The sequence below is a fragment of the Sphingomonas sp. LHG3443-2 genome (genome assembly GCF_049896405.1).
In the GTDB taxonomy this organism is placed as follows: domain Bacteria; phylum Pseudomonadota; class Alphaproteobacteria; order Sphingomonadales; family Sphingomonadaceae; genus Sphingomicrobium.
This window is the reverse complement of record NZ_JAFCUG010000001.1, coordinates 1,730,026-1,743,726: the sequence shown is the minus strand read 5'-3', so window position 1 is coordinate 1,743,726 and position 13,701 is coordinate 1,730,026. Positions and strand designations below refer to the sequence as shown.

Annotated in this window: 13 protein-coding genes; 9 read left to right on the top strand and 4 right to left on the bottom strand. The window is 65.6% G+C overall.

What is annotated here, in order from left to right; genetic code table 11:
• Nucleotides 1–28: 28 nt before the first annotated feature.
• Nucleotides 29–1,555: a hypothetical protein gene (locus ACP69Z_RS08720; RefSeq protein ID WP_426267112.1), complete on the top strand. Its 1,527-nt coding sequence runs from the start codon at nucleotides 29–31 to the stop codon at nucleotides 1,553–1,555.
• On the opposite strand, the gene ACP69Z_RS08715 is transcribed toward ACP69Z_RS08720, so the two are convergent.
• On the bottom strand, nucleotides 1,552–2,055 hold the full coding sequence (locus tag ACP69Z_RS08715; RefSeq protein ID WP_426267111.1) for a CAP domain-containing protein: 504 nt from the start codon (nucleotides 2,053–2,055) through the stop codon (nucleotides 1,552–1,554). The genes ACP69Z_RS08720 and ACP69Z_RS08715 overlap by 4 nt on opposite strands.
• Nucleotides 2,056–2,231: 176 nt before the next feature.
• Here ACP69Z_RS08715 and ACP69Z_RS08710 point away from each other — a divergent pair, with 176 nt between their 5' ends.
• Nucleotides 2,232–3,803, top strand: a complete 1,572-nt coding sequence (locus ACP69Z_RS08710; RefSeq protein WP_426267110.1) for a cryptochrome/photolyase family protein — start codon at nucleotides 2,232–2,234, stop codon at nucleotides 3,801–3,803.
• Here ACP69Z_RS08710 and ACP69Z_RS08705 read toward each other — a convergent pair.
• From ACP69Z_RS08705 to ACP69Z_RS08695, 3 genes are read right to left on the bottom strand one after another with little or no spacing between them, the layout of a single operon-like run.
• Nucleotides 3,794–4,987, bottom strand: coding sequence for a sulfotransferase family protein (locus ACP69Z_RS08705; RefSeq protein ID WP_426267109.1), 1,194 nt, complete (start codon nucleotides 4,985–4,987; stop codon nucleotides 3,794–3,796). The two genes, ACP69Z_RS08710 and ACP69Z_RS08705, sit on opposite strands and share 10 nt — an antisense overlap.
• Nucleotides 4,988–5,018: 31 nt before the next feature.
• Nucleotides 5,019–6,050, bottom strand: coding sequence for a bifunctional transcriptional activator/DNA repair enzyme AdaA (locus tag ACP69Z_RS08700; RefSeq protein WP_426267108.1), 1,032 nt, complete (start codon nucleotides 6,048–6,050; stop codon nucleotides 5,019–5,021).
• Nucleotides 6,047–6,565 carry a DUF1203 domain-containing protein gene (locus ACP69Z_RS08695; RefSeq protein ID WP_426267107.1) on the bottom strand — a complete coding sequence of 173 codons (519 nt, stop codon included), beginning with the start codon at nucleotides 6,563–6,565 and terminating at the stop codon, nucleotides 6,047–6,049. The genes ACP69Z_RS08700 and ACP69Z_RS08695 overlap by 4 nt, the downstream gene beginning before the upstream one ends.
• A 45-nt stretch (nucleotides 6,566–6,610) precedes the next feature.
• On the opposite strand from ACP69Z_RS08695, the gene ACP69Z_RS08690 reads away from it, so the two are divergent.
• From ACP69Z_RS08690 to ACP69Z_RS08660, 7 genes are all read left to right on the top strand, one after another.
• A complete protein-coding gene (locus tag ACP69Z_RS08690) occupies nucleotides 6,611–7,072 on the top strand; it encodes a GNAT family N-acetyltransferase (protein ID WP_426267106.1) in 462 nt (153 codons plus the stop codon).
• A 114-nt stretch (nucleotides 7,073–7,186) separates the two neighbouring features.
• A complete protein-coding gene (locus tag ACP69Z_RS08685; protein WP_426267105.1) occupies nucleotides 7,187–7,741 on the top strand; it encodes a F0F1 ATP synthase subunit delta in 555 nt (184 codons plus the stop codon).
• Between the two features lie 2 nt (nucleotides 7,742–7,743).
• The gene (gene atpA, locus ACP69Z_RS08680; RefSeq protein ID WP_426267104.1) at nucleotides 7,744–9,273 is read left to right on the top strand and encodes a F0F1 ATP synthase subunit alpha; all 1,530 of its coding nucleotides are present in this window, start codon (nucleotides 7,744–7,746) and stop codon (nucleotides 9,271–9,273) included.
• 43 nt (nucleotides 9,274–9,316) lie between these two features.
• Nucleotides 9,317–10,204, top strand: coding sequence for a F0F1 ATP synthase subunit gamma (locus ACP69Z_RS08675; RefSeq protein WP_426267103.1), 888 nt, complete (start codon nucleotides 9,317–9,319; stop codon nucleotides 10,202–10,204).
• A 29-nt stretch (nucleotides 10,205–10,233) separates the two neighbouring features.
• A complete protein-coding gene (atpD, locus tag ACP69Z_RS08670; protein ID WP_426267102.1) occupies nucleotides 10,234–11,712 on the top strand; it encodes a F0F1 ATP synthase subunit beta in 1,479 nt (492 codons plus the stop codon).
• 107 nt (nucleotides 11,713–11,819) lie between these two features.
• A complete protein-coding gene (locus ACP69Z_RS08665) occupies nucleotides 11,820–12,080 on the top strand; it encodes an ATP synthase F1 subunit epsilon (RefSeq protein ID WP_426267101.1) in 261 nt (86 codons plus the stop codon).
• A gap of 135 nt (nucleotides 12,081–12,215) precedes the next feature.
• Nucleotides 12,216–13,700: a CpaF family protein gene (locus ACP69Z_RS08660; RefSeq protein WP_426267100.1), complete on the top strand. Its 1,485-nt coding sequence runs from the start codon at nucleotides 12,216–12,218 to the stop codon at nucleotides 13,698–13,700.
• Nucleotide 13,701 lies beyond the last annotated feature (1 nt).

Here is a 13,701-nt window from a genome sequence, read left to right as displayed (position 1 = left end):
CGAGCCGCGGGCTGGCGGAGGAGTGAAGATGTTGTTTCGTCGCGTGATTCTTGCCGCTGCCTTGTCGCTTTCGACCGCCGCCCAAGCGCTTGCCGCCTGGCACGAAGCCCGAACCAAGCACTTCATCATCTATTCGGAACAGCGTCCCGAAGACCTCAAGACCTATGCCGAGAAGCTGGAGCGTTTCGACGCCGCTGTGCGCAAGGTGCGAGGCTATGGCGATCCCGCGCTGACCGATGGAGCGCGGCTGACGATATTCGACCTCCCCTCGGTTGCCGCGGTGCAACGGCTGCTGCCGGCACGGGCCAACGCGGCCGGCTTCTACATTCCGCGCGCGTCCGGCGCAGTGGCCTTTGTCAGCAGCAGGGACGATAAGTCAGGCCGCTTACTTGGCCCCAGCCATCTCCTGCAGCACGAATATACGCATCACCTGATGCTGACCGATCCCGATAGCCCGCTTGCCGCCTGGCTGGTCGAAGGTACGGCCGAGTTCTTCGGCACGGCGGTGGTCGAGGCAGACGGCAGCGTGAAGATCGGCTATCCACCGCAGGGCCGTGCGCAAACCATCCTTCGCGACGTGGGCTTCGGCGCCGGGGACCTTCTTGCCGGCACGCGGCCGCGCAGCGACCTCGACCGTAGTTCGCTCTACGGCAAGGGCTGGCTGCTGACCCACTATCTCGCTTTCAACCCCGCAAGGCGCGGCCAGCTTGATCGTTATGTCCAGGGGCTGGCGCGCGGCGTTCCGGCCCGGCAGGCGGCCGAGGCCTCTTTCGGTGACCTGAAGCAGCTCGACCGCGAAATCGACCGGTATGCGACCAAGAAATTTCCGGCGCTGCAAGTGCCGGCCGGCGCCGGGCCGACGGTAGAGATCCGGACGCTAGGTGCCGGCGAGGCAGCGATCATGCCGGTTCGCATCCGCGTGGACCGCGGCCTCCGACCGCAAGACATGGCATCCGTTTCCGAGCAGGCGCGTGGCGTCGCCGAACGCTATCCGACCGATCCTGCGGTTCAGGCAGTGCTTGCCGAAGTCGAATTGGATGCCCGCCGGACCGGGCCGGCAATTGCCGCGGCCGACCGCGCGCTCGCCAGCAACCCGAAGCATATCGGCGCCATGATCATCAAAGGCCGCGCGCTGCTGGAAGAGGCGAGGGCCAAGGGCGGCACCGCGAACTGGGGCGAAGTGCGTCGTTGGCTGATCCAGGCCAATCGCGCCGACACGGAAAATGCCGAGCCTCTGTTCCTCTTCTACCAAAGCTTCCTCGCTGCCCGGCAGAAACCTACCGCCGACGCGGTGAAAGGGCTCTACTACGCCCACGTCCTGATGCCGCATGACGTCAATCTGCGCTTCCACGTCGTTCGCCAGCACCTCACCGATGGCGAGCTCCCGGATGCGCTGCGCGCCTTTGCACCGATCATCGCCAACCCGCATCTTGAGGTCGAGAAGCGTCCGATGCTGCTCCAGGCGATGCAGAAGATGCAGGGCGGCGATGCACCAGGCGCGCTGGCAGCGATCCTGATCGATTACCAGACCCGCCGCGGCCGGACCGACGACTAGGGCATCGCCCTTCCGTCGACATTGCCCGAGGGCGAGTAGCGGCAGACGAGATAGGTCCATCCCCCGCCGGTCCGCACCGCGCAGCCGACGCGCGTCGTGCGGCTCGATACCATTTGCGTGTAATGGCCGACGTCGATCCAGTTGCCGGTCGTGCTGACCGCCGGGAACACGCCGGGGCGGAACCACCGCCGCTCGCCGATCCAGCCGCCGACCATGTCGTTGATCTGGTAAGCGCCGGCCGTTCCCATCCACAAATTCTCGCCCTGCCCTGGCCGCGTCGCCTTGGGGCTGTGCCCCCAGCGCCCAGTCCGCGCGAGTTCGCTCGCATAAACGTCGGCAGCGCCTGCCAACCCGAAGTCCCAGGCGAGCGGCGCCACCCGGAACGCGGCGCGCTCACGATTGTGCAGCGACAGCGCCTGCGCTTCCCACGACTGGGCGAACGCGGGAGCGGCGGTGACGAGGAGTGACAGGGCCATTCCGGCCGAGATTCGGGAAAGCATCGGGATGATCCTTGCCCGACAATGTCTTAACCGGGAGTAGCCATTGCCGCGTTAGCGCCAGAACGAAGCTGTGTTCTGACGAGATGTTGTGTTTGGGCGGCCGGTTAACTTGCCGATACCGTCAATGGACCAAGGCCGGCATCCATCCACGGGCTCTATCCGTCTAGCCCTGCGTCATGCTCCTCATCCCCATCCTCGGCGACCAGCTCACCCACGGTCTCGCCTCCCTGCGCGGGATCGACAAGGCCGCGGCCCGGCTGCTGCTGATGGAGGTGGCGGAGGAAACCACCTACGTTCGCCACCACAAGGCGAAGATCGTCCTGATCCTGTCGGCCATGCGCCATTTTGCCGAGGAACTCCGGGCCGACGGCTGGCGGGTCGACTATGTTCGCCTGGACGACCCTGAGAATAGCGGCAGTTTTACCGGCGAGGTCGCCCGGGCGGTGGAGCGGCACCGGCCCACCGCCATCCGCATCGTCGAAGCCGGCGAGTGGCGCGTCCAGAAGGCGATCGAGGGCTGGTCCGAACGCTTCGGACTGTCGGTCGAGATCCTCGCCGACGACCGCTTCATCTGCCCCCTCCCCGACTTCTTCGCCTGGGCCGCAAGCCGGCGCGAGCTGGTGATGGAAAGCTTCTACCGCCAGCAACGCCGCCGCACCGGCTTGCTGATGGAGCCGGACGGCACACCCACCGGTGGCCAATGGAACTATGACAAGGACAATCGCGCACCGCCGCCCAAGGCTCGGCCGCTGCGCGAACCTCAACGCTTCCCACCCGACGAGATCACCCGCGAGGTCATCGCGCTGGTCGAGGGCCGATTCCGCCATCACTTCGGCACCCTCGACAGCTTCGCCTTGCCTGTCACCGCCGCGGAGGCTCGCACACTCCTTGCCGATTTCATCTCCGAACGCCTGCCCCGCTTCGGCACCTACCAGGATGCGATGCTGGAAGGTGCCGACTTCCTTTATCATTCCCGCCTGTCGACCAGCCTCAATTGCGGGTTGCTGACGGCGCTGGAGGTCTGCCAGGCAGCCGAAGCCGCCCATCGCCGGGGCGAAGTCCCGCTTAACGCCGCCGAAGGCTTCATCCGCCAGATGATCGGCTGGCGAGAATATATCCGCGGCATGTACTGGCTGGAGATGCCGGGGCTTTCGGAGGTCAACTTCTTCGAGAACAGGCGCGACCTGCCGGACTTCTACTGGACGGGCGCCACCGACATGGCCTGCTGCGCCGACAGCGTCCGCAACACGCGGGACAATGCCTATGCCCACCACATCCAGCGGCTGATGGTGCTCGGCAATTTCGCCATGCTGGCGGGCATCGATCCCGCCCAAGTCGCCGACTGGTATCTGGTGGTCTACGCCGACGCCTACGAGTGGGTAGAGCATCCCAACGTGCTTGGGATGAGCCAGTTCGCCGATGGCGGGCGGCTCGGGACCAAGCCCTATGCGGGCTCGGGCGCCTACATCAATCGGATGAGCAACTATTGCAAAGGCTGCCGCTACAACGTGAAGAAGCGCGTCGGCGAGGATGCCTGCCCCTTCAATGCGCTCTACTGGGACTTCCTCGACCGCAACGAGAAGAAGCTGCGTGGCAATCGGCGGCTATGGCAGCCTTATGCGACGTGGGACCGCTTCGGACCGGACACGAAGGAAGACGTGCGGGCGCAAGCACGGCGATTCCTCGACTCGATCGAACCGGCTGCCCCGGGCTGGGCCAAGGCAGTGGCCGGCAGCCCTTACGAATGAGCCGCGGCGTAAGCAGGCGCACTGCGCAATGACGCGGCGGGCGTCTGAGCAAAGGCGCGCCTGATCTCATGCTCGTCGAGCCCGAAGTCGTGCGCATCGTAGCAATGGCCGCGATGATCGCGCGCTCCGGCAAGATAGCGCTCCATCCCGCGCAGCGCCTCGGCGGTCAGCGGCTCGCCAATGAACCGATAGACCTTCTGCATAGCCGTTCGCCAGTCGCTCGACACCTCATCATAGAACAGGTCGAGGGCGGCCACCTGCGGATGGCCGCGACGCGCCGCGCCCTGCTGTCGCTGTCGCTCAAGGGTGCGCGTGAACCACTCGGCACCAATGGCCTCACGAGTTACGGCCTCGCTGTGAATGCGGCGCTGCTCGAAGACCAGACTGGCGCTGGAGGCGACCACTTTCACCGGATCGCGGCTGAGGTGGATCACGCTGGCATCGGGAAAGGCGTCGAACAAGGCATCGGCCATGTCGCCATAGGCCGGGCACTTCAGCACCCAGCGGCGGCCCGGCCGCTCACCACGCGCCCAGGCGTTAAGCCGCAACAGCATTGCAAGCTCCGCCACGACCGGCGACCAATCGCGCTGCCGCTCAGCCGCGACCAGCCCCGGCACATGCCATTGCACCGCCGCCTGCGCGCTGGTCATGGCGAAAGATAAGTGGCCGAATTCCTCGTCCGGCTGCATCGCGCCCGAGGGATGGATGCGTTGCACCGCCGGGTTGAGGGTCCGCAGCAGCCGATGCACCGCCGCCCCGGCCCAGCGCCGCCTGCCGCCAGCCTCTCCATAGGGCACCGGAAACAGGCTCTCGTGAAGACGCGTCCAGTTGAACCGCGGATCACAGGCGAGCAATCGCTGCACCCGGGTCGAGCCAGATCGCATCGGCCCCATGATGATGATCGGCCGCTCGATGCGTTGAGCCATGATCTCCGGATATCGAGCCAGCAGGCGCTCCGCCCGCACCCTTGCGATCAGCAGCCCAACCAGCTGTCCATTGGCGATGATGCGGCCAAGCGGGTTCAATGCCGCACTGCGCTCCAGCTCTTCAGCAAGGAGCGCGAACCACGGCCGCCAGTGCTCACCCTCGATCCGTGTTGCGCCGCTCCGCTTCAATACGAATGCCTCGATCTCGCCCGGATCAAGCGTAACCCGCGGCACTTTGGCGAGTGCGCGATTGGTCAACTCAAGAAATGGAAGCCGCGTTTTCAAGACGTCAGAGCAACGATCCTTGGCTCTGCTTTGTTTCGACGGCGAGAAGATCCTTCTTCCGCTCCAGCCCGCCCGCATATCCACCAAGCGTTCCGTCGTTCCGCACCACGCGGTGGCATGGAACGATGATCGCAATCGGGTTGGCACCATTCGCCGTCCCAACCGCGCGGGTGGCATTGGGATCGCCCAGCACCCTTGCGATATCGAGATAGGAGCGTGTTTCGCCCGGCGGGATGCGGCGAAGCTCCGCCCAGACGCGCTGCTGGAACGCGGTTCCCGATACGTCGGTCGGCAACGAGGCCGCAAGCGCCGGGTCGTCGATGGCGGCTCGCGCGGCGACGATCAGCGGCGCGCCATCGTTCTCGACCAGCTCGGCCGCCGGGTAGCGCCTGCGCAAGGCGTCCACTCCCTCGTCGAAACTGACCCGGCACAGCCCACGCTCGGTTGCTGCGATCAGCAAGGGACCGAACGGACTGTCGACCTTCGCCCAATGGATGATCGTCCCTTGTCCGCCTTTCCGCGCGTTGGCCGGCGCCATGCCAAGCACTTTTGCATCCTCGTAGAAGCGGCTCGGCGCACTATAGCCTGCGTCATACATGGCCTCGGCAACGCTGGCGCCCTCGCTCAATCGTTGGTCAGCCTGCCTGAGCCGCCGCGCCCGCTGCCAGGCCGCGGGAGACACGCCGACCTCGCGCGTGAACAGACGTTGGAAATGATGCGGCGCATAGCCGACGGCCGTAGCCAGCGTCTCCAGCCTGAGCGGCGCTTCTGCTTGCCGCAACAGGGTCAGCGCCCGAGCCACGGCCTGTTTGTCGCGCGCCGCTTCATCGGGCCTGCAACGAAGGCACGAGCGATAGCCAGCCGCCACCGCCTCACTACCTTGGCCAAAGAACCGCACATGCTCGCGCCGCGGCCGCCGCGCGGGGCAGGACGGGCGGCAGTAGATGCGCGTGGTGGTGACGGCGACCACGAAGCGCTCGTCGGCCGAGCGGTCGCGCCGTTCGAAAGCGTCCCAGGCCTCCTCTTCGCTGATCATGTTGCTCGCTCCACCGCCGCGGCGATGCAGCCGCGGGTCGCATTATGCGCATGGATGTACTCCACCGCATCATTCTCGAACAGGCGCAGGATCATCGCATCCGCGTCGCCCGGCGCCGCCATCGCCGCATCGATCATCATCTCCGCCCCATCGAACGCCCGCAGCGATAGCAAGCGGCGCTCGAGCGCGGGCGGAATCTCGTCTTCGAACTCCCCCTGCACCGCCCCGTGGCTGACGAAGATGGCGTGCGTCGCGGCATAAGGACCGGCGGGAATGCTTCGGTGGTTGAGTAGCAGCACCGTCCCGCCCACCCCAACATCGTCCAGGCTGACCCGGCACGGAGACCCGGGGCAAGTGGTGACGGCCATTCGTACGATGCTGCGCCTCGCCAACACGTCCTCGGACAACTCGAACAATGGAGCAAAGTGAGTGGGATCGAGCCCGGTGATGCGGTAGGTCATGCCGTGCACGATACCGCTCGCCACTTCGGCACGCGTCCCGCTTCTTGCGGTCAAACCTTCACCTCGCCGCATTGGGCAGGTGCAATTATGTGCAGCGCGATGCCGATCACCATCACTCGAGGCGAGCTCGACAAACCGGACGTCCAGGCGCTGCTCGCGCTTCACGTCACCGCCATGCACGCCCACTCGCCGCCCGAAGCGTGCCACGTGCTGCCAGGCTCCGCCCTCGCCCGCCCGTCGATCACCTTCTTCACCGCGCGCGACGGCGATCGCCTGCTCGGCTTCGGTGCGCTGAAAGCGCTCGGCGACGGAGACGGCGAGGTAAAGTCGATGCGGACCGCTCCCGAAGCGCTAGGCCAGGGCGTCGGCCGGGCGATCCTCGCCGCCCTCACCACCGAAGCCCGCGCCCGCGGCTACCGGAGTCTTCTGCTCGAAACCGGCACCACGCCCGACTTTGCCGCGGCCTTGCGCCTGTACGAGCGTGCCGGCTTCCGCTCGAGCGAGCCGTTCGGCGGCTATCCGGCCAGCGATTTCACCCGTTTCCTCCGCCTCGACCTGTGACTCGCCTTGCATCGTCCCGACCCCGCTGCTAGGGGCGCGGCAATCCAGCAGGGGCGATCGATCGCAAGGTCGAAAACGCCCCGCTTTGCATATCTTTGACGGAGCTTTGGGCGCGTGGAGACTTCCGGCGGCATTCGGGCCAGCTTAGCGGGACGCTATGCGTCTGCGCTGTTCGACCTTGCCCGTGACGAACGCCAGATCGATAGCGTCGGGCAGAGCCTCGACAAGCTGAAGGCCGGCCTTGCCGAATCGCGTGAGCTGCAGGGCCTGGTCTCGAGCCCGCTGGTCTCGCGCGAAGCGGCCGGGAAGGCGCTGGGCGCCGTGGCCCCCTCGCTCGGCCTCGATCCGCTGACCACCCGCTTCCTGGCGGTGCTGGCCAAGAACGGCCGCCTGCGTCAGCTATACGACGTGATCCGCATCTTCGGGTCGCTGGCTGCCGAGCATCGCGGCGAGACCACCGCCGAGGTCACCTCGGCCCGTCCGCTTGATGACAACCAGATCGCCGCTTTGAAGACCCAGCTCGGCGCGCGCGTCGGGCGTGACATCCGTATCGACGCCCGCGTCGATCCCGCCATCCTTGGAGGCATCGTTGTCCGGCTCGGAAGCCAGATGATCGACGCCTCGATCCGCACCAAACTCAATACTCTAGCTACGGCTATGAAAGGCTGAACATGGACATCCGCGCCGCTGAAATCTCCCGCGTCATCCGCGATCAGATAGCGAACTTCGACGCCGACGCGCAGGTCTCCGAAGTAGGCCAGGTGCTGTCGGTCGGCGACGGCATCGCCCGCATCCACGGCCTCGACAACGTCCAGGCCGGCGAGATGGTCGAATTCGAGAACGGCACCAAGGGCATGGCCCTGAACCTCGAAGCCGACAACGTCGGCGTCGTGATCTTCGGGTCGGACTCGAACATCTCGGAAGGCTCGACCGCCAAGCGCACCGGCACCATCGTCGACGTCCCCGTCGGCAAGGGCCTGCTCGGCCGCGTCGTCGACGCGCTCGGCAACCCGATCGATGGCAAGGGCCCGATCGTCGCCGAAAAGCGCAGCCGCGTCGAAGTGAAGGCGCCGGGCATCATCCCGCGCAAGTCGGTGCACGAGCCGATGCAGACCGGCCTCAAGGCGCTCGACGCCCTCGTCCCCGTCGGTCGCGGCCAGCGCGAGCTGATCATCGGCGACCGCCAGACCGGCAAGACCGCCGTCGCGCTCGACACCTTCATCAACCAGAAGGCCGCACATCAGGGCGATAACGAGAACGAGAAGCTCTACTGCATCTACGTCGCGGTGGGGCAGAAGCGCTCCACGGTCGCGCAGATCGTCCGCGCGCTCGAAGAGAATGGCGCGATGGAATATTCCATCGTTGTCGCCGCCACCGCCTCGGAGCCGGCCCCGCTGCAGTTCCTCGCGCCCTACACCGGCTGCGCGATGGGCGAGTATTTCCGTGACAACGGCATGCACGCCGTGATCGTTTATGACGATCTGTCGAAGCAGGCCGTCGCCTATCGCCAGATGTCGCTTCTGCTGCGTCGTCCGCCGGGCCGCGAAGCCTATCCGGGCGACGTCTTCTATCTCCACAGCCGGCTTCTCGAGCGCGCCGCCAAGATGAACGACGCCAACGGCAATGGCTCGCTGACGGCCCTTCCGGTCATTGAGACGCAGGCGGGCGACGTGTCGGCCTACATTCCGACCAACGTCATCTCGATCACCGATGGCCAGATCTTCCTCGAGACCGATCTGTTCTATCAGGGCGTCCGTCCGGCCATCAACGTCGGCCTTTCGGTCAGCCGCGTCGGCTCGGCCGCGCAGACCAAGGCGATGAAGAAGGTCGCCGGCTCGATCAAGCTGGAGCTCGCCCAGTATCGTGAGATGGCTGCCTTCGCGCAGTTCGGTTCGGATCTCGACGCCTCGACCCAGAAGCTGTTGGCCCGCGGTGCGCGCCTGACCGAGCTTCTGAAGCAGGGCCAGTTCCAGCCGATGCCGATCGAAGAGCAGGTGGTTTCGATCTTCGCCGGCACCCAGGGCTTCATCGATAACGTCCCCACCAACGACGTGACCCGCTACGAAGCCGCGCTGCTCAGCTACATGCGTTCGGACAAGCCGGAGATCCTGGCCAAGATCCGCGACACCAAGGCGCTGGACGATGAGACCGCCGCGTCGCTCAAGAGCGCGCTTGGCGAGTTCGGCAAGCAGTTCGCCTGAAGCTTAATCCCCTCCCCGTTGCGGGAGGGGTAGAGGAACGAAGATGGCATCGCTTAAAGCCCTCAAGCTCCGCATCGGCTCGGTCAAGTCGACGCAGAAGATCACCAAGGCGATGAAGATGGTCGCCGCGGCGAAGCTTCGCCGTGCGCAGAGCAATGCCGAGCAGGGCCGTCCCTATTCGCAGCGCCTGAGCGATGTCGTCGCCAGCCTCGCCAGCCGGATCACCGTCGGCCCGCAGTCGCCGCGCCTGATCGCAGGCACCGGCTCGGACCAGCGCCATCTGATCGTGGTCGCATCCAGCGATCGTGGTCTTGCCGGTGCGTTCAACACCAACATCGTTCGCGCCGTCCGCCGCCAAGCTGAAGAGCTGACCGCGCAGGGCAAGGACGTCAGCTTCTTCGTCGTCGGCCGCAAGAGCCGTCCGGTGCTGACCCGCTTCTTCGGCGCGAACAAGATCGTCGGCCAGTACGACACCAGCGAGATGAAGAACCCGACCTACGCCGACGCGCAGGCCGTCGCGGCGGAAGTCACCCGCCGCTTCGAAGCGGGCGAGTTCGACGTCGCGCACCTCGCCTATTCGAACTTCCGCTCGGTCCTCGCGCAGGAACCAACGATCGACCAGATCATCCCGGTCAAGCCGCGCGCCGCCAACGACGCCGGTGTCCCCGCCGCCTCGGCCGCGGTCGAATATGAGCCGGACGAGGAAGCGATCCTGGCGGATCTCCTGCCGCGCAACGTCGCGGTGCAGATCTACCGCGCTATGCTGGAGAACCAGGCCGGTTTCTACGGCAGCCAGATGACCGCGATGGACAATGCGACCCGCAATGCCGGCGACATGATCAATCGCCTCTCCATCCAGTACAACCGCCAGCGCCAGGCAGCGATCACGACCGAGCTGGTCGAGATCATCTCCGGCGCCGAAGCGCTTTAAACAGACACGACAAGGCAAGGAAGACAGCCATGGCCACCGCCGCCGACAACATTCTCGCCCCGCAGGGCAGCACCTCCAACCTCACCGGCCGCGTGGCGCAGGTGATCGGCGCCGTCGTCGACGTCGCGTTCGACGGCGAGCTTCCGGCCATCCTCTCGGCGCTTGAAACCGACAACAACGGCAACCGCCTAGTTCTCGAGGTCGCCCAGCACCTCGGCGAGAACATGGTCCGCACCATTGCCATGGACGCGACCGATGGTCTCACCCGCGGCCAGTCGGTCCGCGCCACCGGCTCGCAGATTCGCGTTCCCGTCGGTCCCAAGACCCTCGGCCGCATCATGAACGTCATCGGCGAGCCGATCGACGAGCGCGGGCCAATTGGCAGCGACCTGTCATCGCCGATCCACGCCGAAGCTCCTTTGTTCGTCGACCAGTCGACCGAAGCGGCCATTCTGGTCACCGGCATCAAGGTCATCGACCTTCTCGCTCCCTACGCCAAGGGCGGCAAGATCGGCCTGTTCGGCGGCGCCGGCGTCGGCAAGACCGTGCTCATCCAGGAGCTGATCAACAACATCGCCAAGGGCCACGGCGGCGTGTCGGTCTTCGCCGGCGTCGGCGAGCGTACCCGCGAGGGCAACGACCTTTATCACGAGTTCCTCGAAGCGGGCGTCATCGCCAGCGACGCGGACGGCAACCCGACCAGCGAAGGCTCCAAGGTGGCGCTCGTGTTCGGCCAGATGAACGAGCCGCCGGGAGCGCGCGCCCGGGTCGCCCTGTCGGGTCTGACCCAGGCCGAATATTTCCGCGACGTCGAAGGCCAGGACGTGCTGTTCTTCGTCGACAACATCTTCCGCTTCACCCAGGCTGGTTCGGAAGTGTCGGCGCTTCTCGGCCGTATTCCGTCGGCCGTGGGCTATCAGCCGACCCTGTCGACCGACATGGGCGCACTGCAGGAGCGCATCACCTCGACCAACAAGGGCTCGATCACCTCGGTGCAGGCGATCTACGTTCCCGCGGACGATCTTACCGATCCGGCCCCGGCGACCAGCTTCGCCCACTTGGACGCGACCACCACCCTGTCGCGCGCCATTTCGGAGCTCGGCATCTACCCGGCGGTCGATCCGCTCGACTCGGTTAGCCGCGTTCTGACCCCGTCGGTCGTCGGCCAGGAGCATTACGAAACCGCCCGTGCGGTCCAGGAAGTGCTCCAGAAGTACAAGAGCCTGCAGGACATCATCGCCATTCTCGGCATGGATGAACTGTCGGAAGAGGATAAGCTGGTCGTCAGCCGCGCCCGCAAGATCCAGCGCTTCCTCAGCCAGCCGTTCCACGTCGCCGAAGTGTTCACCGGCATCCCCGGCAAATTCGTGCAGGTCGAAGACACCGTGCGCAGCTTCAAGGCGGTGGTGAACGGCGAATACGACCACCTTCCCGAGAACGCCTTCTACATGGTCGGCGGCATCGACGAGGCGGTGGCCAAGGCCGAGAAGCTGGCCGCCGACGCGTAAGCGCTGAACGGGCAGCGGAAGGGTGAGGGCCGCTCCGCTGCTTGGATTTTGAACGGGCCCCCCCCTGCCCCCGGCGCGCTGCGCCGAGGGCCTATCGGTAAGGCAAGATGGCAGACCTTCACTTCACCCTCGTCACCCCCGAGCGCCAGATGATGAGCGACGACGTCCACATGGTCGTCGTCCCCGGCACCGAGGGTGAGTTCGGCGTGATGGCCGGCCATGCGCCCTTTATGACCACGCTGCGCGACGGCGAACTCAGTGTCTACCGCACCGCCAACGGCACGCCGGAGCGCATCCGCGTCTCGGGCGGCTTTGCCGAAGTCGGCGACAGCGGCCTCACCATCCTTGCCGAGAGCGCCGAGGCCTGATCGCACGGGTAGGGGCGGAGCAGTCCGCCGCCCCCTCATAGTTAAGGACTGGCTGACCCGATTAGCTTTTTGGCAAAGTTTGCGTGGCATCAACCACGCTGAACTTTCGCGGATAAGAAACGGGACAGCACGGGCATGAGCGCATTCGGCAAGCGTGGCGGCGGACGCCCGAGCTTTGGCGTCGCCCGCCCCATGAAGGGCGGCGCGGCCGGCTCACCTGGCGGCGGAGAGCAGTTCCCGCCGATCGAAGAACCGGCAATTGCCCCCGCTGCAGCCGTCGAGCCCGGCGGCGCGATGGACCGCCTCAATTCCCGCATGAATGCCAGCTCCGATGCCGGCTCGTCCAAGCAGGAAGGGTTCGAGGCATCGGTCCACCGGATCAAGGAACAGGTGCTTCCGCGTCTGCTCGAGCGGGTCGACCCGGAAGCCGCCGCCACCTTGACCAAGGACGAGCTGGCCGAGGAATTTCGCCCGATCATCTCCGAGGTGCTGGGCGAGCTCAAGATCAACCTCAACCGCCGTGAGCAGTTCGCGCTGGAAAAGGTGCTGGTCGACGAACTGCTCGGTCTCGGGCCGCTCGAAGAACTGCTTGCCGACCCGGCGGTCAGCGACATCATGGTCAACGGCCCAGACCAGACCTTCATCGAAAAGAAAGGCAAGCTCCAGCTTGCCCAGGTCCAGTTTCGCGACGAAGAACATCTGTTTCAGATCGCGCAGCGGATCGTGAACAAGGTCGGCCGCCGCGTCGACCAGACCACACCGCTTGCCGACGCCCGCCTTCAGGACGGCAGCCGCGTCAACGTCATCATCCCGCCCTTGAGCCTCAAGGGCACCGCCATCTCCATCCGTAAGTTCTCGGAAAAGCCGATCACGCTCGACATGATGCGCGGGTTCGGGTCGATGAGCGAGAAGATGGCGACCTGCCTCAAGATCGCCGGCGCGGCGCGAATGAACATCGTCATCTCGGGCGGTACCGGTTCGGGCAAGACGACGATGCTGAACGCGCTGTCGAAGATGATCGACCCGGGCGAGCGCGTGATCACCATCGAAGACGCGGCCGAACTTCGCCTGCAGCAGCCGCACTGGCTGCCGCTTGAAACCCGTCCGCCCAACCTTGAAGGCCAGGGCGCGATCACTATCCGCGACCTCGTCATCAACGCCCTGCGTATGCGTCCCGACCGGATCATCCTCGGCGAAATCCGTGGCCAGGAGTGTTTCGATCTTCTGGCCGCGATGAACACGGGTCACGACGGCTCGATGGCGACGCTCCACTCCAACTCCCCGCGCGAATGCCTCGCGCGTATGGAGAACATGGTGATGATGGGCGACATCAAGATTCCGAAGGATGCGATCAGCCGCCAAATTGCGGATTCGGTCGATCTCATCGTGCAGGTGAAGCGTCTCCGCGACGGCTCGCGCCGCACCACCAACATCACCGAGGTGATCGGGATGGAGGGCGAGGTCATCGTCACCCAGGAACTGTTCAAGTTCGAGTATCTGGACGAAACCGCCGACGGCAAGATCATCGGCGAGTATCGCGCCATGGGCTTGCGCCCCTACACGCTCGAAAAGGCCAAGCAATACGGGTTCGATCAGCCGTATCTGGAAGCGTGCCTCTAAG

Excerpts from the sequence above, each read along its gene's own strand:
- ACP69Z_RS08720 (WP_426267112.1), top strand. The coding sequence starts at position 29 with ATGTTGTTTCGTCGCGTGATTCTTGCCGCTGCCTTGTCGCTTTCGACC.
- ACP69Z_RS08715 (WP_426267111.1), bottom strand. The coding sequence starts at position 2,055 with ATGCTTTCCCGAATCTCGGCCGGAATGGCCCTGTCACTCCTCGTCACC.
- ACP69Z_RS08710 (WP_426267110.1), top strand. The coding sequence starts at position 2,232 with ATGCTCCTCATCCCCATCCTCGGCGACCAGCTCACCCACGGTCTCGCC.
- ACP69Z_RS08700 (WP_426267108.1), bottom strand. The coding sequence starts at position 6,050 with ATGATCAGCGAAGAGGAGGCCTGGGACGCTTTCGAACGGCGCGACCGC.
- ACP69Z_RS08690 (WP_426267106.1), top strand. The coding sequence starts at position 6,611 with ATGCCGATCACCATCACTCGAGGCGAGCTCGACAAACCGGACGTCCAG.
- atpA (WP_426267104.1), top strand. The coding sequence starts at position 7,744 with ATGGACATCCGCGCCGCTGAAATCTCCCGCGTCATCCGCGATCAGATA.
- ACP69Z_RS08675 (WP_426267103.1), top strand. The coding sequence starts at position 9,317 with ATGGCATCGCTTAAAGCCCTCAAGCTCCGCATCGGCTCGGTCAAGTCG.
- atpD (WP_426267102.1), top strand. The coding sequence starts at position 10,234 with ATGGCCACCGCCGCCGACAACATTCTCGCCCCGCAGGGCAGCACCTCC.
- ACP69Z_RS08665 (WP_426267101.1), top strand. The coding sequence starts at position 11,820 with ATGGCAGACCTTCACTTCACCCTCGTCACCCCCGAGCGCCAGATGATG.
- ACP69Z_RS08660 (WP_426267100.1), top strand. The coding sequence starts at position 12,216 with ATGAGCGCATTCGGCAAGCGTGGCGGCGGACGCCCGAGCTTTGGCGTC.